At 63.5% G+C, this 18,573-nt stretch carries 17 protein-coding genes; 11 read left to right on the top strand and 6 right to left on the bottom strand.

What is annotated here, in order from left to right:
- Nucleotide 1 precedes the first annotated feature (1 nt).
- The 9 genes from DQW77_RS02890 to pdeM all read left to right on the top strand — a co-directional run bounded on the left by DQW77_RS02890 (nucleotide 2) and on the right by pdeM (nucleotide 10,085).
- On the top strand, nucleotides 2-1,453 hold the full coding sequence (locus DQW77_RS02890) for a CpaF family protein (protein WP_113256684.1): 1,452 nt from the start codon (nucleotides 2-4) through the stop codon (nucleotides 1,451-1,453).
- 5 nt (nucleotides 1,454-1,458) lie between these two features.
- Nucleotides 1,459-2,427: a type II secretion system F family protein gene (locus DQW77_RS02885; protein WP_181711182.1), complete on the top strand. Its 969-nt coding sequence runs from the start codon at nucleotides 1,459-1,461 to the stop codon at nucleotides 2,425-2,427.
- A gap of 10 nt (nucleotides 2,428-2,437) precedes the next feature.
- A complete protein-coding gene (locus DQW77_RS02880; RefSeq protein WP_113256683.1) occupies nucleotides 2,438-3,412 on the top strand; it encodes a type II secretion system F family protein in 975 nt (324 codons plus the stop codon).
- A gap of 27 nt (nucleotides 3,413-3,439) precedes the next feature.
- On the top strand, nucleotides 3,440-3,988 hold the full coding sequence (locus DQW77_RS02875; RefSeq protein ID WP_113256682.1) for a tetratricopeptide repeat protein: 549 nt from the start codon (nucleotides 3,440-3,442) through the stop codon (nucleotides 3,986-3,988).
- A gap of 29 nt (nucleotides 3,989-4,017) precedes the next feature.
- Nucleotides 4,018-4,875 carry a lipopolysaccharide assembly protein LapB gene (locus DQW77_RS02870; RefSeq protein WP_113256681.1) on the top strand — a complete coding sequence of 286 codons (858 nt, stop codon included), beginning with the start codon at nucleotides 4,018-4,020 and terminating at the stop codon, nucleotides 4,873-4,875.
- 33 nt (nucleotides 4,876-4,908) lie between these two features.
- Entirely contained in the window at nucleotides 4,909-5,403 is a 495-nt protein-coding gene (locus DQW77_RS02865; protein ID WP_113256680.1) for a prepilin peptidase, read from the top strand.
- Nucleotides 5,404-5,502: 99 nt separating this feature from the next.
- Nucleotides 5,503-6,816, top strand: a complete 1,314-nt coding sequence (locus tag DQW77_RS02860; protein ID WP_113256679.1) for an ATPase — start codon at nucleotides 5,503-5,505, stop codon at nucleotides 6,814-6,816.
- A gap of 144 nt (nucleotides 6,817-6,960) precedes the next feature.
- Nucleotides 6,961-9,369: a ligase-associated DNA damage response DEXH box helicase gene (locus DQW77_RS02855; RefSeq protein ID WP_113256678.1), complete on the top strand. Its 2,409-nt coding sequence runs from the start codon at nucleotides 6,961-6,963 to the stop codon at nucleotides 9,367-9,369.
- A 53-nt stretch (nucleotides 9,370-9,422) separates the two neighbouring features.
- Nucleotides 9,423-10,085 (top strand): ligase-associated DNA damage response endonuclease PdeM, encoded by a 663-nt coding sequence (pdeM, locus tag DQW77_RS02850; protein ID WP_113256677.1) that lies wholly within the window; start codon nucleotides 9,423-9,425, stop codon nucleotides 10,083-10,085.
- Between the two features lie 3 nt (nucleotides 10,086-10,088).
- Here the strand turns inward: pdeM and DQW77_RS02845 are convergent, their stop codons facing one another.
- On the bottom strand, nucleotides 10,089-10,952 hold the full coding sequence (locus tag DQW77_RS02845; protein WP_147094920.1) for a LytTR family DNA-binding domain-containing protein: 864 nt from the start codon (nucleotides 10,950-10,952) through the stop codon (nucleotides 10,089-10,091).
- Nucleotides 10,953-11,138: 186 nt separating this feature from the next.
- Here DQW77_RS02845 and DQW77_RS02840 point away from each other — a divergent pair, with 186 nt between their 5' ends.
- A complete protein-coding gene (locus DQW77_RS02840; RefSeq protein ID WP_113256799.1) occupies nucleotides 11,139-11,510 on the top strand; it encodes a PaaI family thioesterase in 372 nt (123 codons plus the stop codon).
- Nucleotides 11,511-11,659: 149 nt separating this feature from the next.
- Here the strand turns inward: DQW77_RS02840 and DQW77_RS02835 are convergent, their stop codons facing one another.
- The gene (locus tag DQW77_RS02835) at nucleotides 11,660-12,418 is read right to left on the bottom strand and encodes a LytTR family DNA-binding domain-containing protein (RefSeq protein WP_113256675.1); all 759 of its coding nucleotides are present in this window, start codon (nucleotides 12,416-12,418) and stop codon (nucleotides 11,660-11,662) included.
- Nucleotides 12,419-12,538: 120 nt separating this feature from the next.
- On the opposite strand from DQW77_RS02835, the gene DQW77_RS02830 reads away from it, so the two are divergent.
- Nucleotides 12,539-12,937 (top strand): DUF2306 domain-containing protein, encoded by a 399-nt coding sequence (locus tag DQW77_RS02830; RefSeq protein ID WP_113256674.1) that lies wholly within the window; start codon nucleotides 12,539-12,541, stop codon nucleotides 12,935-12,937.
- 10 nt (nucleotides 12,938-12,947) lie between these two features.
- On the opposite strand, the gene folD is transcribed toward DQW77_RS02830, so the two are convergent.
- The 4 genes from folD to ftsH all read right to left on the bottom strand — a co-directional run bounded on the left by folD (nucleotide 12,948) and on the right by ftsH (nucleotide 18,544).
- Nucleotides 12,948-13,865, bottom strand: coding sequence for a bifunctional methylenetetrahydrofolate dehydrogenase/methenyltetrahydrofolate cyclohydrolase FolD (folD, locus tag DQW77_RS02825; protein ID WP_113256673.1), 918 nt, complete (start codon nucleotides 13,863-13,865; stop codon nucleotides 12,948-12,950).
- Between the two features lie 106 nt (nucleotides 13,866-13,971).
- Nucleotides 13,972-15,648, bottom strand: coding sequence for a formate--tetrahydrofolate ligase (locus DQW77_RS02820; RefSeq protein WP_113256672.1), 1,677 nt, complete (start codon nucleotides 15,646-15,648; stop codon nucleotides 13,972-13,974).
- A gap of 197 nt (nucleotides 15,649-15,845) precedes the next feature.
- Nucleotides 15,846-16,565, bottom strand: coding sequence for a methyltransferase domain-containing protein (locus tag DQW77_RS02815; RefSeq protein WP_404947921.1), 720 nt, complete (start codon nucleotides 16,563-16,565; stop codon nucleotides 15,846-15,848).
- 59 nt (nucleotides 16,566-16,624) lie between these two features.
- Nucleotides 16,625-18,544 (bottom strand): ATP-dependent zinc metalloprotease FtsH, encoded by a 1,920-nt coding sequence (gene ftsH / locus DQW77_RS02810; RefSeq protein WP_113256670.1) that lies wholly within the window; start codon nucleotides 18,542-18,544, stop codon nucleotides 16,625-16,627.
- Between the last annotated feature and the right edge of the window lie 29 nt (nucleotides 18,545-18,573).

Raw genomic sequence — 18,573 nt, 5'->3', positions numbered from 1 at the left:
CATGTTTTCCAGATACAAGAAATCCACGCCAGGGGCAGTCAAGACCTCGGCGCCGAAACCGGCCAACGATCAGCCCGGACCGGCCGCCCCGCAAAAGGCGCCCGAGGCCAAGCCGACCCTGCGGCGCGCACCGCAGAAGGCCAAGGCTGTTCCCGCCAGCGCCGACAAGGACCGCAAGCGCAAGGAGCGTCTGGCCGAGATCAAGCTGGACCTGCACCGCGCCCTTCTGGACAATCTCAACCTCTCTGCTCTTGATTCCGCCAGCGAGGCGGATCTGCGCGCCGAGATCAGTTCCATCGCCAGCGAGGTTCTCGAGGAGCGCAGCATCGTGCTCAACCGCGAGGAACGCCATACCCTCACGCAGGAACTCTATGACGAGGTTCGCGGACTCGGGCCGCTGGAGACATTGCTTCAGGACGACACCGTGAACGACATTCTCGTCAATGGTCCGCAGCAGATATTCGTCGAACGCGCCGGTCAGCTCGAACTTTCCGACGTCACCTTCAAGGATGAAAGGCATCTGCTTCGCATCATCGACAAGATCGTCTCGGCGGTTGGCCGCCGGGTGGACGAGTCCAACCCCTATGTCGACGCGCGCCTTGCGGATGGTTCACGTTTCAACGCCATGGTCCCGCCGATCGCCGTGGATGGAAGCCTCGTGTCGATCAGGAAATTCAAGAAGGACAAGCTGGGCATCGACGACCTGGTGAATTTCGGCGCCTTCAACGAGGAAATGGCCGCTTACCTTCAGGCCGCGGTGGCCTGCCGTCTGAACATCATCGTCTCGGGCGGAACCGGGTCCGGCAAGACCACCACACTCAACGCGCTGTCGTCGTTCATCGACAATTCCGAACGCATACTGACCATCGAGGACACGGCCGAACTGCAGCTTCAGCAGATTCACGTGGGCCGGATGGAAAGCCGTCCACCCAACGTCGAGGGCAAGGGCGAGGTGAGCGCGCGGGACTGCCTCAAGAACGCGCTCAGGATGCGCCCCGACCGGATCATCGTGGGTGAGACCCGCGGCGAGGAGGTTATCGACATGCTGCAGGCCATGAACACCGGCCATGACGGCTCGATGACCACGATCCACGCCAACAATGCCCGCGATGCGGTCAGCCGTCTGGAGAACATGATCGCAATGGCCGGGATCGAAATGCCGCTCAAGGCGGTACGAAGCCAGATCGCTTCGGCCGTGCACCTGATCGTGCAGGCCAGCCGCCTTCAGGACGGGTCGCGCCGCATGACCTCGATCACCGAGATCACCGGGATGGAGGGTGACGTGATCTCGATGCAGGAGATATTTCGTTTCCAGCGTGTCGGCCTGACACCCGAAAACAAGATCATCGGCCACTTCACCGGCGCGGGGGTGCGTTCGCACTTCACGGAACGTTTCCGGCTTTGGGGCTACGACCTGCCGCCTGCCATCTTCGAACCAGTGGCGGCGGAGTAACCGGGATGACAATCAGCCCGGAACCCATAATCTATGGCCTTATTTTCGTCGGGGTGCTGGTCCTTGTGGAAGGCATCTACCTGACGGTCTTCGGCAAGTCCATCAGCCTCAACAGCAGGGTAAATCGACGCCTCGACATGCTGGAAAAGGGCGCCGCCCGGCAGGAGGTGATGGAAAAGCTCCGCAAGGAAATGGAGCAGCATCTGCGATCGCAGCGGATACCGCTTTATTCCATGCTTGCCAGCAAGGCGCAGAAGGCCGCGATCGCTTTCACGCCGCAACAGCTTGTCCTGCTGATGTTCGGGCTGGCCTCGGCGGCCTTCGTGGCATTGTCCATCGGCACCGAGACCGAGGTGCCGGTGCGCGCGGCGATTTCTGTCGGGATGGGCGTGGGGGGCGTGATCCTTTGGATCAACATCAAGGCCGGCAAGCGGACGGCCCTGCTTGAGGAACAACTTCCCGACGCGATCGAACTGATGGTGCGCTCGCTAAAGGTGGGGCATCCGTTCTCGTCGGCCATATCGATCGTCGCCAACGAGGTTGCGGACCCGTTGGCGACCGAATTCGGAATGATCGCCGACGAAGCCGCCTATGGCCGCGACATGAGCGAGGCGCTCAAGGAAATGTCCAACCGTCTCGACATGCAGGACCTGCGCTTTCTGGCCGTGGCTGTGACGATCCAGCAGCAATCGGGCGGCAACCTGGCCGAGATCCTTGCCGGTCTCGCCAGGGTGATCCGGGCCCGGTTCCGTCTGTTTCGCAGGGTCAAGGCGATCACCGCCGAGGCGAAATGGTCAGGCAACTTCCTGTCGGCATTTCCCGTGCTCGCGCTGATCGCGATCAACATGCTGGACCCGAATTATTATGACGAGGCGATGGAGCACCCCTTCTTCATCCCCGCCTGCCTTGCTGTCGGGGCGTTTCTTGTCGCCAACCTGTTCGTGATGCGTGCCCTCGTGAACATCAAGGTCTGAAGGAAAAACCATGCGCCTGATCATCGACATGCTGACCACGACGCTGGGCCCCTTCGGCCCGGTGATCGCGATCGGCATGCTGGGCGTCTTCCTGATCCTCGGGACGGTTCTGCTGATGATCAATCAGCGTGCTGATCCGCTTGACAAACTCAAGAAGAACGCCCGGCCGGACACAGGCAAGTCCAAGGACAAGCAGCAATCCCTGCGCAGCCGCGGGCGCAATGAAAAGCTCGACAAATACGCCAATTTCCTTGAGCCGCAGGACGAGGAACAGCTTTCCGAGATGAAGCGCACGCTGATGCAGGCGGGCTATCGGGGCCGCGATGCCGTGCGCTATTTCCACTTCGCCCAGTTCGCGCTCGGGATCGGGTTCCTGGTTATCGGGGTTGTTTACTACGTCATGTTCGTGTCGGGTACCGACACGACGACCCAGCAGACACTGATGTATATCCTGGGTCCGGGTGGCGTGGGCTACATGCTGCCCAAGTACTGGATCACCAAGCGCCAGCAGAAACGGCAGGAGGAGATCGAGGAGGGCTTTCCCGACAGCCTCGACATGATGCTGATTTGTGTCGAGGCCGGTCAATCACTCGATCAGGCAATCATACGCGTCGCCCATGAAATCAAACCGTCCTTTCCGGCCCTTTCGGAAGAATACGAGATCGTGTCACAGCAGATCAAAGCGGGCCGTGACAAACCTTCGGTGTTGACAGAAATGTCCGAACGTTGTGGCGTGCAGGACATATCGAGCTTCGTGACCGTTCTGATCCAGTCGCAGAGTTTCGGCACGTCGATCGCCGACGCGCTGCGGGTCTACGCCGGCGAAATGCGTGACAAACGGGTCATGCGAGCCGAGGAAAAGGCCAACAAGCTTCCCACGAAGATGACATTGGTCACCATGACGCTTACAGTTCCCCCACTTCTTATCATCCTGGTGGGGCCTTCGGTGATCGGGCTGATGGAACTCACGGCAATGTCAAAGTGACACGCGGATCGAAAAAAACAGGGCCGAATGGCACGGGCAGGGGCAATTCTGGTGATCGCGCTGGCGCTGGCGGGCTGTAACCCGGGCGATCCCTCGAATGGACCCTACGCACCGGGTATCGCTCCCTCCGGCACGTCTGTGGACGGCTTGACCGTGGGGCACCGCATGATGCGCGCGGGCGAACACGAACTGGCGCTCGAGGCTTTTACCCGCGCCGCGTCCGAACACGGAATAACGCCTGATATCCTTGCCGCACTTGGCAGCGCAAATCTTGCGCTCGGACGGCTCGGTCAGGCCGAGGACCTGTTGAGAGACGCGATCGAAAGCGAAGATGCCGTGCCGGAAACCTGGAACAATCTCGGCGTCGTCCTCATGGAACGGGGCAAGACGGCCGAGGCATCCCGGATTTTCCGTCACGCATACGCGATCGACAATGGCGAAAGTGACGCGATTCGCGATAATCTTCGCTTGGCCCTCGCAAAATTGGAAAATCCCGGTTATGTTGTTGGCAAGGAACAAGATTACAAATTGGTACGGCGGGGCAGCAGCGATTACCTGATCCGCAAGATACCATGACGAGGCGAAGGCAGTAAAAGGACGCAAAAATGCGCCACCCCATCCTATTTTCGCTCTGCGCCGCTGGCGCGGTCCTGGTGTCTGGCTGTGAAAAGGACAGCGGTGACGATGTCGACCGCGCCTTTCAGGGCGTGAATGTCGTTGACGAGACAAATCTCAACGACGTCATGCTCACGGCGGCGGACCCGAACGAGGCCGTGACCTATTTTCAACGCACCACCCAGGAGCAGCCGGATCGCATCGACCTTCGGCGCGGCTTGGCCAAATCCCTGATCCGCGCCAAGCGCCACACAGAAGCGATAACCGCCTGGAAAAAAGTCACCAAGCATGAAAAGGCCACCGACGAAGACCGTGTCAACCTGGCCGATGCGCTTATCCGGAACAATGACTGGGACGAGGCCGAGAAGGTGCTTGATGCCATCCCGCCAACCTTCGAGACCTTCAAGCGCTACCGGCTCGAAGCGATGGTCGCCGACAGCAACAAGGACTGGAAAAGCGCCGACAGTTTCTATGAAACCGCCGCGGGTCTGACGACCCGCCCTGCCGGAGTTCTGAACAACTGGGGTTATTCCAAACTTTCGCGCGGCGAATTTGCCGAGGCTGAAAGGCTGTTCTCTGACGCCATACGCCTTGACGGAACGCTGTTCACCGCCAAGAACAACCTTGTCCTGGCCCGCGGAGCACAGCGCAATTATACCCTGCCGGTGATGCCGGTGACCCAGACCGAACGTGCGCAACTGCTCTACACGCTCGGGCTTTCTGCGATCAAGCAGGATGACGTTACAACCGGTCGCGGGCTTCTTCAGGAAGCGGTCGACACCCATCCCCAGCATTTCGAGGAAGCCGCCCGCAGCTTGCGCGCGCTCGAAAGCAACGTCGTCAATTGATTTGCCCGCCAAGGGACCGGACCGGAGCCACCGATGCACATAACCGCCACCGAGGCCCTCTGGTTCCTGCCCTTTGTCCTGCCGGTCTGTCTCTGGGTGGCCTGGACCGATCTCAAGCTGATGCGGATCCGGAACACGGCTGTGATCACGCTTGCCGCCATCTTCGTGATCGTGGGTCCGCTGGTCCTGCCACTGGAGGATTACGGCTGGCGGCTGGCCCACCTTCCTGCGGCGCTCGTGATCGGCATCGCACTGAACGCGGGCGGGCTCGTGGGGGCGGGCGACGCCAAGTTCGTTGCTGCTGCCGCCCCCTTCATCGCCCCCGGTGATATCACATTGCTGACCCTGATCATGGCCGCCAACCTGCTTGCCGCCTTCGCCGCCCATCGAATCGCCAAGTACAGCGGCCTGCGCCGTCTCGCCCCCGACTGGGAAAGCTGGTCACGCGGCAAGAAATTCCCAATGGGCCTGTCGCTGGGGGGATCCCTGGCGATCTACCTCGGCCTTGCGGCAGCATACGGCGCCTGAGCCGGCACCGCCCCGGACCTGCCCCGGGGATACCACATTTCCTGCATCTTTCGCCGGCATCATCCACGCGACGCACCATGCAAGCACAGGATCGACGTGATGAACATGCAAGCCCCTGCAACCGGGGTACAACCACCCCCGCCACCCAGCACCATCGAGGACATGCGCCTCCCCCCGGTGATGATGCGCGACATCCTGCTGAAAACGATCTTCCGCAAGAATACCAATACCGCCTCGGATATCGCCACCGCGCTCTGCCTGCCGCGCGCCGTCACCCAGGAACTCGTGGACACTGCCCGCGAACAACGCCTGCTCGAGGCGACCGGCACGCTCAACGCCAACTCCGGCAACGAGATGGGTTTCCAGCTCACGGATGCGGGCAAGTCCCGCGCCCTCGACGCGCTCAGCCAGTCAGAGTATTTCGGCGCCATGCCTGTGCCGCTCGCGGTTTACGCCGAGCAGGTCCGTCGGCAGTCAATCCGCAATATCCAGATCACCCGGGATGAACTGACCCGCGCGATGGGGCATCTGGTACTGCCCGACTCGCTGCTCGATCACCTGGGTCCGGCGGTCAGCGCGGGGCGCTCGATCCTGATGTACGGCCCGCCGGGTAACGGCAAGTCCTCGATCTCGAATGGCATCCGCGACGCCCTTGGCGACAAGATCTATGTCCCCCGCGCGATCGAGTACGCCGGCCAGGTGATCACTGTTTACGACCCCATCGTGCATTCCGCGGCAGAAGCGGAACAGGACGACCCCAACGCCCTGCGCCGGCGCCGCACATTCGACGCGCGCTACGTGCGCTGCGAACGTCCGACCGTGATCACCGGCGGGGAACTGACGCTCGACATGCTTGATCTGGTGTACAACCCCACGGCCCGGACATACCAGGCGCCGCTTCAGTTCAAGGCCACCGGCGGGATCTTCATCGTCGATGACCTTGGCCGCCAATCCGAGCCGCCGCAAAGCCTGATAAACCGCTGGATCGTGCCGCTGGAGGAAGGAAAGGACATCCTCGCCCTGCAGTCGGGTGAAAAATTCGAGGTGCCCTTCGACACGCTTGCGATCTTCTCGACCAATTTCCACCCGAACGAGATCTTCGACCAGGCCGCCCTCCGCCGCATCTTCTACAAGATCAAGATCGACGGTCCCTGCCAGGCCGATTTCCTCAAGATCTTCGCAATGGTGGCCAAGAAAAAGAAGATGCCGCTCGACGAGGCGTCGCTTGTCCATCTGATCCGCAAGAAATATCCGGAAATCAATAACGTGTACGCAAACTACCAGCCGATTTTCCTGATCGACCAGATGATCGCGATATGTGAGTTCGAGGGCATCCAGTACCAGATGACGCCCGAACTGATAGAACGTGCCTGGGCCAACATGTTCGTCCGCGAGGAAGAGATCATCCACTGACGGCGGTGGCGCGGCCCGGCCCGCTCCTCGGGCCGGAATAAACGTGCGGCTTCCGGCCCTGATCGCAGATCGCCCTGCGGGCGCGCCACCGCTCTCTTCGGCCACGTCTTTGCTTTCCGCGCCCGCGCCCCTAGCTTGCCGCCCATGAAAGCTTTGCCCCCGCTCATTTCGGACTGGTTCACCACGCGTGGCTGGTCGCTTCACCCGCATCAGCGCGAGATGCTCGCACGGGCCGGCGACCCCGCCACCTTGCTGATTGCGCCCACCGGCGGCGGCAAGACGATGGCGGGCTTTCTGCCCACCCTGGCAGAGCTGGCCGATGGCGGGCATGACGGGTTGCACACGCTTTATATCTCGCCGCTCAAGGCCCTCGCCGCGGATATACGGCGCAATCTGGTCACGCCGATAACCGAACTGGACCTGCCAATCCGGGTCGAGGATCGAACCGGAGACACATCCTCGCATACACGACGGAGGCAACGCGCGGCCCCTCCGCACATCTTGCTGACGACACCCGAAAGCCTGGCGCTGCTGACATCCTATGCCGATGCGCCGCAGATATTCGCGGGGCTGCGGCGCGTGGTCGTGGACGAGGTTCACGCGCTGGCCGAATCCAGGCGCGGCGATCAGCTTATGCTGGCGCTCGCGCGACTTCAGGCGCTCTGCCCCGGGCTGCGGCGCGTGGGCCTTTCGGCCACCGTGGAGGATCCCGGGGCGATCGCGGCATTCCTGGCGCCGCATCCAGAACCATGCGCCATCCTTGCCGCCGATCCTGGCCCGGACCCGGATATCGCCACCCTGGAAACGCGCGTTCCGCCCCCCTGGGCAGGCGGCGGGGCCATCCACGCGATACCGGAGATCCTGGAACAGATCCGGGCCCACCGAACGACCCTGATCTTTCACAATACCCGCGCCCAGGCCGAGATCTTCTTCCGCAACCTGTGGCTGGCCAATGAAGAGGGCTTGCCGATCGGCATCCACCACGGCAGCCTGGACCGCGCGCAGCGGGAGCGTGTGGAGGCGGCCATGAGCCGCGGTGAACTGCGCGCCATCGTTTGCACCGGCAGCCTTGATCTAGGGCTCGACTGGGGCGATGTGGACCTGGTGATACAGGTCGGCGCCCCCAAGAACGTCAAGCGTCTGGTGCAGCGTATCGGACGGGCAAACCATCGCTACAATGCTCCCTCCAAGGCGCTTCTGGTGCCCGCCAACCGGTTCGAGGAGCTCGAATGCCGTGCCGCTCTGGAAGCGGTCCGCGCGCATGCTCTGGATGGCGAGCCAAGAGGGCCCGGGCCGCTCGACGTCTTGTGTCAGCACATTCTCGTCACCGCCTGCGCGGGGCCCGTCGCGGCGGATTACCTCTTTGACGAGGTGAGGCGCGCGGGGCCCTATGCCTCTCTGTCACGCGCCGATTTCGATGATTGCCTGGAATTCTGTGCCACCGGCGGCTACGCGCTCCGGGCCTACGACCAGTGGCGGCGGCTGAAACAGGATTCGGACGGTTTATGGCGCCTGCGTGACCCGCGCAGTGCGCGCCTCATACGGATGAACATTGGCACCATCCAGGATGCCGACAAGCTCAAGGTGCGCCTGAAACGCAAACGCGGCGGCAAACCCCTGGGCGAGGTCGAGGAAGGATTCGCCGCCTCTCTGACGCCGGGCGACACCTTTTTGATCGGCGGGCAGGTGGTGCGTTACGAGTCGCTGCGCGAAATGACCGTAGAGGTCAGCCGCGATGCCGCACGCCAACCCAGGATCGCGGTGTTTTCCGGCACCAAGTTCGCCACATCCACACAACTTTCCCAACGTATCCTCAAGCTTCTGGCGGGAGGGGACTGGCGAGACCTGCCCGAACATACCCGCGACTGGCTCCAGCTTCAGCATCAAGTGTCGCAATTACCACGCGCCGGCCGCCTGCTGATCGAGAGTTTTCGACATGAAAGCCGGGAACATACCTGCATTTACGGCTTTGCCGGGCGCAACGCGCAACAGACACTCGGCTTGCTTCTGACCAAACGGATGGAGGAGACGGGCCTTGCGCCGCTCGGTTTCGTGGCCACCGATTACGCCACGCTGATCTGGGGGCTGGAGCCGGTACAGGATCCGGCGCCGCTTTTCCAGCCCGAGGCGCTGCGCGCCGGGCTTGATACATGGCTCGCGCAGAACGCCCTGATGAAACGCACCTTTCGTGCGTCGGCCACCATCGCCGGCCTGATCCAGCGCAACGCGCCGGGCTCACGGAAATCCGGCCGCCAGGCGACGTTCTCTTCCGACATTCTCTACGACACCCTGCACCGGCACGATCCCGGTCACCTGCTGCTGCGCGTTACCCGGCAGGAGGCGATGCGCGGGTTGATCGATTTCGGGCGCGTCACCGAAATGCTGGAACGGATTGGCGGGCGGATAGACCATCGCCGCCTGAAACGGGTATCCCCTTTCGCGGCGCCCCTTCTTCTCGAGGCCGGGCGCACACCGGTCGAGGGCACGGGTCAGGAGCGCCTGATGGCCCAACAGGCGCAGAAGCTGATGAACGCGGCTGGACTGAACGATTGACAGCCTCCCGTGACAGGCTTGCAACTTCGGTGCCGGCGCTCCAATCAGGGGCCATGACGGGACATGGTTTCACCCTTTCCGGCGCGCATCTCGTCGCGCTCGGCAGCGGCGCCCTGCATTGGCCCGCGCATGACCTGCTCTGTGTTTCGGACCTGCATCTCGGCAAGTCCGGCCGGCGGTTGCGCCTCGGCGGCGCCCCGCTACCCCCCTATGAGACACGCGACACGCTTGAACGGCTGGAAACAGCGCTGCACCATACCGGCGCCGGAACCGTGGTATGTCTTGGCGACAGTTTTGACGACAACGCCGCCGCGAGGGACTTGCCCGAGGAAGAAAAACTCAGGATCACGGCGCTACAGGCCGGCAGACGCTGGATCTGGATCGAGGGCAATCACGATCCGGGCCCGGTGGAGCTGGGCGGCACGCATCTAGACGAAATGGCGCTGCCCCCGCTTTCCTTCCGCCACATCGCCCGTCGCGACCGGACAGGCGAGATATCGGGGCACTACCACCCCAAGGCCACGATCGGGCTGGGCGGACGCCGCATGTCGCGGCCGGCCTTCCTGATTGACAACGACAGGGTCATCCTGCCCGCTTTCGGCACCTATACGGGCGGCCTGCGCAGCGATGATCCCGCCCTTGCCGGGCTGATGCGGGAGTCCGCCGTCGCGGTCCTGACAGGGGCTGCTCCGGTCGTGATTCCGATGCCGCGCTGAAGGTCATGCGCTTCGCGCCAAGGCGTTCTCGCCGGTATGGATGATACCCGAAGCCTCGAGGTCGGACCGGTATTTCCGGCTGACCGGCAGACGATCGCCATTTGTCACAATGACGAAGAACCGGTGCGCGTTCTCACGTTCCATTCCGGCAATGGCCCTCCGCGCTACCCAGAAGGACCGGTGCGTGCAGAACCCTTCCACCGGCTCCATCTCGTCCATTGCGTCACCAAGACGCATGCGCAATGTGTGCCGGCCACCTTCGGTGACCACTTCGACAAAATGATCCCGCGCGCAAAGGTAGAGGATCGGCGCACGATCCTCCCTGGGCAAGCGCCGCAACAGCCGCGCCGCCTCGGGTCCGTGCGCGTCTGCACGCGGGGAAACGCGGACGCAGGCGTCACTCGTGCCGGAGGTGAAGTAGCTCCCCGGTTCGACGCCGGGGATCAGGCGCCGCGCGACGAATACCCCGACCGAGATGATCAGGACATTCAGCGCGGTATGCAGAAACGGGGTATCGGGTTCGGCGCCCGGCAACGCCAGGCCCCTTTTGGCAAGCCACGGAACCGGCGAGAAAACCGCTGTCATCATGAGTACCGCCGAAACATCGAAAAGGATCGGCCGTTCCGTGCCGACCAGCCCCTTCACCGTTGTCCTCACTCCGCAGCCCGCCACGATGGACACCGTCACGATCACCAGCCAATAGAGCGCGCGGCCTTCGAAACTCATCGTCCGGTCCGTACCGAACGGCGCTGCCAGGATCGCGACCATGACAGCGATCAGCCATATGTGAATGGTCAACGGGCTGAGAAGCGACCCGTAACTTTCCCTGAATGCAGCCCTCAGGTCCTCTTCCCTCTTGCGTGACAAGATCTCACCGCTTCCACTTGCCCGAAAGGGCCCGAACCAAAAAACGGCGCGAATTTCTGTTCACAGCTCCCGCGCCGAACGCTAGAAGCAAGGGGTAGCACATCCAGCCACAAGGGAAACAATTCTGACGTGTGCCCGCGATCACGAAAAATTGAAGAATTGCAGGCCAGCTTCGCCGCCCAGTCGATGATGGCCACGCTTGGCGCCACCCTTGCCAAGGCCGGCGAGGGCGAGGCCGAAATACATGCGCCAATTCTTCCCGGTAGCCTTCAGCAGCACGGCTATGCCCATGCCGGGCTAACCTTCTCGATCGGTGACAGCGCAGCCGGCTACGCGGCCCTCAGCGTGATGCCGGATGGGGCCGAAGTGCTGACCTCCGAGATGAAGATCCACCTTCTGGCTCCGGCACGCGGCGACGTTCTGATCGCACGCGGACGGGTGATCAAACCGGGCCGCAGGCTTGTCATCGTGCAGGCTGACATCCACGCCCGCGCGGACGGGACTGAAACCCATGTCGCGCTCATGACCGGCACCATGGTTCCGATCCTCCCCGGCTGAAGTCTTTCACTGTTGACCGGACCCGATCCGCAGACGTGCGCCCGGCCGCCCCGGTGGTTCCGGCGGCTCCGGCACGCGCCCGCCTCGGGGCGGTTGCGTGCCCGTCGCGGTTGCGACGGATGGATGCATCCGATCTGGCGCAGCTTGCACTAGATCAATCCCGCGGCACGTGCCGCGGGTCTCTGGGAGCGGCTTACCGGCACCTCGGCACCATCGGCCATCACGACAAGGTCCCGGCCACGGCGCCGGCGGTGCCCGCTCGCCTGCCGGATCATGATCCAGTGCGAGCGGTGAACGCGAAGGCCGCCCGCCCCGTCCAGCTCGGCCTCCGCATCCGCAAGGCGCATCAGGATCAGCGCATGTCCGGCCGCCGTCACGACCTTCAGGTAATGGTCCTGCGCTTCGATGCGGATGAGAGGCCCACGCCTGTCCGATGGCAAACGCCGCAGGAACACGGTGGCCGGCGATGGTTCGGCCGTGCCCCCTGACCGTTCTGGCGGGGCCTTGCCCGGTCGCGGCGCGCTGAATGGTCCCAGCAGCCTCGCCGCGGCTTCGACCATCAGCGTGATCAGGAACACCAGTCCAACCATGTAGACCAGATCCTCCCAGCTACCCCAGCCGTCGAAGACGGCCGCATTAATTCCGTGAATCGCCAATGCAAGGATGATCGACCCGGCGGACCGCGCCGCGATGCCGCCCCACTCCGAAAGGCCGGCGGACAACCTCACCGCAAGCAACCCCAGGCTGACAGAAATCCCCACGATGCCGGCCCAGTAGGCCAGCCTGGCCGTGGGGGCGAGTGCTTCGAACGTACCGAAGGGGCCGGCCACCCCGGCCAGCACGCTCAGGATTGCCCAGATCCCGAGCGGCAGCCGCCAGCGGTGCAGTTCACGAAGCGCGCATTGCATTGCCCGTCACCCACGTAGCCGGTTTGACGGCCGCGCATGCGCTCTGGCGCGGACCGCCGCGCCTGCCCGATACCGGCCTGGACATCCAGATCCAGACATCACCGGCACGGGAGACGCATCATGACACTTCAACCCCTCCTGAATACCACAGCGGCAATACAGCTTCACGCCCTCACCGCGCTCGCGGTGCTGTGCCTTACGGGGGCCATCTTCATGCTCCCGCGCGGGCGCCGGGCGCATCGCGTCCTCGGCTGGATATGGGTGATCGCAATGCTCGTTATCGCTGTCAGCAGCTTTTGGATACACACGATTGGCCAGTTCGGGCCGTTCAGCCTCATTCACCTGCTCTCTCTCGCCACACTGGCCGGGCTCGCTTACGGGGTGTCGGCCGCACGCCGCCACCGCGTGGCCGATCACCGGCGAACGATGCTGCAACTCGTGTGGATCGCCCTGATCGGCGCCGGGGTCTTCACACTTCTGCCGGGCCGCCTGATGCATGCCGTCCTCATGGGCGGCTGACGGCCGGGTTTCAGGCGGTCAGCCCCTCGGGCTCATCCAGCCCATTGGCCCGACAACAGGCGGTAACCGTGTTGGCCAGAAGGCAAGCGATGGTCATAGGCCCGACGCCGCCCGGCACGGGCGTGATCGCCCCCGCAACCGCCGCCGCGGACTCGAAATCCACGTCGCCCACCAGCCGGCTCTTGGGGCTTCCATCCTCGTTCACACCGCGCTCGGGCGCGGCGATGCGGTTGATACCGACATCGATCACGGTCGCACCCGGCTTGATCCAGTCACCCGGCACCATCTGCGGCCGGCCAACGGCCGCCACCACGATATCGGCCCGCCGGACCGTTCCAGGCAGATCCCTGGTGCGTGAATGGGCGATCGTGACGGTGCAGCTGTCCCCCAGCAGAAGCTGCGCCATGGGCTTGCCGACGATATTGGAGCGTCCGATCACCACCGCGTCCATGCCGCTCAGGCGGCCATGGTGTTCGCGGAGCATCATCAGGCAGCCAAGCGGTGTGCACGGCACCATGGATTTCTGCCCGGTGCCCAGACGGCCGACATTCGAGACATGGAACCCGTCGACATCCTTTTCAGGGCTGATTGAGTTGATCACCAGATCCTCGTCCAGATGCCCGGGCAGCGGAAGCTGCACGAGAATTCCATGTACTTCCGGGTCGTTGTTGAGCGTGTCGATCAAAGCCAGAAGATCCGCTTCCGGGGTGTCGGCTTCCAGCTTGTGCTCGTAGGAGTTCATGCCGGTCTCGACCGTCTGCTTGCCCTTCGAACGGACATAGACCTGGCTGGCCGGATCCTCGCCCACCAGAACCACGGCAAGGCCGGGAGTGATTTGGTGATTCTCCTTCAGGCGTGCAACCTGTCCTGCCACCTTTTCGCGTACCGTGGCCGCGAGCGCCTTGCCGTCAATGATCTCGGCCGTCATTTTGCGGTCCCTTCATCTTTCCCAAAATACTCCCGCCGGAGGCGGAGCCGCCATCGGGCGGCGACCGGGCCGGGCGGGGCCATGCACCGTCCGGCCCGTCCCGTGTTCAGAACAGGCCCTCGATCTCGCCCGCGTCGTTGAGGCGGATCGATTCCGCAGCCGGCTTGCTGGGCAGGCCCGGCATGGTCATGATCTCGCCGCAGACCACAACCACGAATCCCGCACCGGCACTCAGACGCACTTCGCGCACCGGGACACTGTGCCCGGTGGGCGCGCCGCGCAAGCCGGGGTCGGTGGAAAAGCTGTATTGGGTCTTTGCCATGCAGACCGGCAGGTTTCCGTATCCTTGCTCTTCCCAGAGCTTGAGCTGGTCGCGGATCTTCTTGTCCGCGATCACCTCGTCAGCCCGGTAGATCGACTTCGCCACCCGCTCGATCTTCTCGAAAAGCGGCAGGTCATCGCGATAGAGCGGCGCGAACTGGCTCTGGCCGCTGTCGGCCACCTCGGCCACCCGCTGCGCCAGATCTTCCGCGCCCTCGCCGCCCAGTTCCCAGTGGCGGCTGACGATCGCTTCGCTGCCCTGGCCGGCGACGTAGTCTTTAACGGCCTCGATCTCGGCCTCGGTGTCCTTGACGAAATGGTTGATCGCCACGACCACCGGCACCCCGAAGGACTTCAGGTTCCCGATATGGCGGCCCAGGTTGGCACAGCCTTCCTTCACGGCCTCCACGTTTTCCTCGCCGAGGTTCTCCTTGCTGATCCCGCCATTCATCTTCATGGCCCGCACGGTGGCCACCAGGACCACGCAATCGGGCGCCAGTCCGGCCTTGCGGCACTTGATGTTCATGAACTTCTCGGCACCCAGATCGGCACCGAATCCGGCCTCCGTGACCACGTAGTCCGAGATCTTCAGCGCCGTCTTGGTGGCGGTGACCGAGTTGCAACCATGAGCGATGTTGGCGAACGGCCCGCCGTGCACGAAGGCGGGGTTGTTTTCCAGCGTCTGCACCAGGTTGGGCTGCATCGCGTCCTTGAGCAGCACCGCCATCGCGCCCTCGGCCTTGATGTCGCGGCAATAGACCGGCGTGCGGTCGCGCCGGTAGGCGACGATCATGGCGCCCAGGCGGTCCTCCAGGTCCTTCAGGTCGCTGGCCAGGCACAGGATCGCCATGACTTCGGAGGCGACGGTGATGTCGAAGCCCCCCTCGCGCGGGAAGCCGTTTGCGACCCCGCCCAGCGACACGTTTATCTGCCGCAGGGCCCGGTCGTTCATGTCCACCACGCGGCGCCACTGAACCCGGCGCACGTCGATTTCCTCCGCGTTGCCCCAGTAGATGTGGTTGTCGATCATCGCGCTCAGGAGGCTGTGCGCGCTGGTGATGGCATGGAAATCACCCGTGAAGTGCAGGTTCATGTCCTCCATCGGCACAACCTGCGCATGCCCGCCGCCCGCGGCGCCGCCCTTCATTCCGAAGTTGGGGCCAAGGCTGGCCTCGCGGATGCAGATCATGGCCTTCTTGCCGATCCGGTTCAGCCCGTCGCCAAGCCCCACGGTCGTCGTGGTCTTGCCTTCGCCCGCCGGGGTCGGGTTGATCGCGGTCACGAGGATCAGCTTGCCATTGTCGTTCTTCTGAACGGCGTTGATGTACTCCTGGCTTACCTTGGCCTTGTCATGGCCATAAGGCAGCAGGTGCTCGGCGGGAATGCCGAGGTTGTCACCGATTTCCTGAATCGGTTTCTTCTTCGCCGCGCGGGCGATCTCGATATCGGATTTGAATGCCATGTCCTTGGTCCTCGTTCTGCCGGCCGGCCGGTGATGCTGTGGCCGCTCTTATCCGGTCCGCGACAGCATACAGAACGCGATTCCGACATTTCCACCCCCGCTTGCGGCGGGTTGCCGCGGCCCCGTTTCGCATCGGAAACAGACGGCACCCGTGCAGACGCGCCCCTGCGCCGGACGCCCCCGCCCCGGCGGGGCGGTCACACCGTCAGCGTGAAGAACAAGCGCCGGAAGGGAAACAGCACCGATCCATCGGCGCGCACCGGATAGGCGGCCTGCATGGCCTCCTCATAGCGCTGCACGAGTGCCGCCTTCTCATCGGGGTCAAGCGCCGCCAGCACGGGCCGCGCATAGGTGCTTTCGGTGAATCGCCGCACCGGGTGGCTTCCGGCTTCGGCCATCAACCTTTGATAATATTCCGTTTCCCAAAGGCGGAACCGCCCCAGCGGTTCAAGCAACGCCTCGTATTTCGCCGGCGCCATGAGCCCGGGGGTACCCATCTTCTCGACGCGGCCGGGAAACATCTCTTCGACAAGGTTCAGCCAGACGCGGTGCGACGGAGCCTTGTTCTGATGCGGCATCTGCACCGCAAGGGTCCCGCCGCGCCCCGGCATCGCCGCCAGCCGCGGCATCAGAACCTCATGGTTGCCGACCCAGTGCAGCGCCGCATTGGAAAAGATCAGGCCCGGCGCACGATGCGGGTGCCAATCCGCGATATCCACCTGCTGCAGCTTGTCATACCCCGTCGCGGCGCGCGCCTTTTCCAGCATCGCGGGCGATGCATCGACGCCGATGACCGCACGCCCGCCGGCGCGTGCCGACAAAGCCTCGCCCATCGTGCCATTGCCGCAGCCAAGGTCGATCACGTCACCCGCGCCCATCTGCCCGACCGCGTTCAGCAGGTCCAGTGCCGGGCGCATGCGCAAATCCCGGAACCTTGCATAGGCTCCGGGATTCCAGTCGCTTTTCGCCTTGGCGCTCACGTCGAGGGTTCGGGTTCCAGCCCGCCGTCCTTGGGGGGCGACTTGGGTTTGGTCTTGGGGATCGCCGCGAAAGACGGCTTGTCCTCTTCGGCCGGGGAATCGCCACCGTGGTCATCCGACTCGGGTGGTTCGCCCCGAATGACGCGATTGATCTCCTCGCCGGTCAGGGTCTCGTATTCCAGAAGCCCTTCTGCCAGGCGTTCCCACTCCTGACGCTTGTCGGTTAGTATCTGCTTTGCCCGGTCATAGGCTTCGTCGATCAGGCGCTTGACCTCGTCCTCGATCAACTCCTTGGTGTGGGCCGAGATCGAGAAACCGCCGGCGGCATTGCCCATGTACCCCTCGTGCGCCTGCTCGTAATCGACATTGCCCACCTTGTCGGACATACCCCACCGAAGAACCATGGCGCGCGCCAGTCCGCTGGCCTGCTGAATGTCACCGGCCGGGCCGTTGCTGACATTGCCTTCTCCGTATCTCAGGATTTCGGCGGCCTTGCCGGCCATCGTCATCGCCAGCTTTTCCTCACATTCCGACTTGTGCCAGTTCAGCCGGTCGATTTCAGGCAGGCTGACAACCATGCCAAGCGCACCGCCGCGCGGAATGATCGTAGCCTTGTAGACGGGATCGCACTTGGGAAGTTCCAGCCCCACGATGGCATGTCCGGCCTCGTGGTACGCGGTCTTTTCCTTTTGTTCCGGGGTCAGCACCATCGACCGCCGTTCCGCGCCCATCATCACCTTGTCCTTGGCCATCTCGAAATCCACCATCGAGACGTAGCGCCGCCCGATCCGCGCCGCCATCAGCGCCGCTTCGTTGACGAGGTTGGCCAGATCGGCCCCCGAGAAACCCGGCGTGCCGCGGGCGATGATGCGCAGGTCCACGTCCGGGCCGAGCGGCGTCTTGCGGGCGTGCACGCCAAGGATCTTTTCCCGGCCCTTGATGTCGGGGTTGGGCACGGTGATCTGACGGTCAAACCGGCCGGGGCGCAGGAGCGCGGGGTCAAGCACGTCCTTGCGGTTCGTCGCGGCCACGATGATCACGCCCTCGTTGGACTCGAACCCGTCCATTTCCACAAGAAGCTGGTTGAGCGTCTGTTCACGCTCGTCATTGCCGCCGCCATATCCGGCGCCGCGATGCCGTCCCACGGCGTCGATCTCATCGATGAAGACGATGCAGGGCGCGTTCTTCTTGGCCTGTTCGAACATGTCGCGCACACGGGATGCGCCGACACCCACGAACATCTCCACGAAGTCGGACCCGGAAATGGTGAAGAACGGCACCCCCGCCTCGCCGGCGATCGCACGCGCCAGAAGCGTCTTGCCTGTGCCCGGCGGGCCCACAAGCAGCGCCCCCTTCGGAATCTGCCCGCCGAGCCGCGAGAACTTCTGCGGATTGCGCAGGAATTCCACGATCTCCTCAAGCTCTTCCTTGGCCTCGTCAATGCCGGCCACGTCATCGAACGTCACCCGGCCCTGTTTCTCGGTCAGCATCTTGGCCTTGGACTTGCCGAAGCCCATGGCACCGCCCTTGCCGCCGCCCTGCATGCGGTTCATGAAGTAGATCCAGACCCCGATCAGCAACAGGAACGGCAGAAGCGAGATCAGGAATGTCTGGAACCCTGACTGCTCCTGGCTCTCGGCGCTCACCGGGATGCCTTCCTCGATCAGGCGATCGGTGATCTTGGCATCTTCCGGTTTGATCGTGACGTAATTCTGGCCGTCCTGCCCGCGAAAGCGGATCGTCTCGCCATCCAGTGTCGCCTGGCTGACATTGCCTTGCTCCAGCGCGGTCAGGAACTCGGAATAACTGAGCTGCTTGCTTTGCAGCGTGTTCCCGGATCCGCTGAACAAATTGAACAGAGCGAGGATCAACAGGAACAGGACCAGCCAGAAGGCGATATTTCTTGCGTTGCCCAAGGAAACTCTCCCAAAAAATCGGTTGACCC

The sequence above is a fragment of the Roseovarius sp. TE539 genome, assembly GCF_003298505.1.
In the GTDB taxonomy this organism is placed as follows: domain Bacteria; phylum Pseudomonadota; class Alphaproteobacteria; order Rhodobacterales; family Rhodobacteraceae; genus Roseovarius.
Note: the sequence above shows the minus strand (reverse complement) of the source record. Positions and strands in the feature narration are given on the sequence as shown.

Coding starts and splice junctions, on each gene's coding strand:
- DQW77_RS02880 (WP_113256683.1), top strand. CDS start 2,438: ATGCGCCTGATCATCGACATGCTGACCACGACGCTGGGCCCCTTCGGC.
- DQW77_RS02865 (WP_113256680.1), top strand. CDS start 4,909: ATGCACATAACCGCCACCGAGGCCCTCTGGTTCCTGCCCTTTGTCCTG.
- DQW77_RS02885 (WP_181711182.1), top strand. CDS start 1,459: ATGACAATCAGCCCGGAACCCATAATCTATGGCCTTATTTTCGTCGGG.
- DQW77_RS02860 (WP_113256679.1), top strand. CDS start 5,503: ATGAACATGCAAGCCCCTGCAACCGGGGTACAACCACCCCCGCCACCC.
- folD (WP_113256673.1), bottom strand. CDS start 13,865: ATGACGGCCGAGATCATTGACGGCAAGGCGCTCGCGGCCACGGTACGC.
- DQW77_RS02820 (WP_113256672.1), bottom strand. CDS start 15,648: ATGGCATTCAAATCCGATATCGAGATCGCCCGCGCGGCGAAGAAGAAA.
- DQW77_RS02840 (WP_113256799.1), top strand. CDS start 11,139: ATGATGGCCACGCTTGGCGCCACCCTTGCCAAGGCCGGCGAGGGCGAG.
- DQW77_RS02855 (WP_113256678.1), top strand. CDS start 6,961: ATGAAAGCTTTGCCCCCGCTCATTTCGGACTGGTTCACCACGCGTGGC.
- DQW77_RS02830 (WP_113256674.1), top strand. CDS start 12,539: ATGACACTTCAACCCCTCCTGAATACCACAGCGGCAATACAGCTTCAC.
- DQW77_RS02875 (WP_113256682.1), top strand. CDS start 3,440: ATGGCACGGGCAGGGGCAATTCTGGTGATCGCGCTGGCGCTGGCGGGC.
- DQW77_RS02890 (WP_113256684.1), top strand. CDS start 2: ATGTTTTCCAGATACAAGAAATCCACGCCAGGGGCAGTCAAGACCTCG.
- DQW77_RS02835 (WP_113256675.1), bottom strand. CDS start 12,418: ATGCAATGCGCGCTTCGTGAACTGCACCGCTGGCGGCTGCCGCTCGGG.
- DQW77_RS02815 (WP_404947921.1), bottom strand. CDS start 16,565: ATGCGCCCGGCACTGGACCTGCTGAACGCGGTCGGGCAGATGGGCGCG.
- pdeM (WP_113256677.1), top strand. CDS start 9,423: ATGACGGGACATGGTTTCACCCTTTCCGGCGCGCATCTCGTCGCGCTC.
- DQW77_RS02870 (WP_113256681.1), top strand. CDS start 4,018: ATGCGCCACCCCATCCTATTTTCGCTCTGCGCCGCTGGCGCGGTCCTG.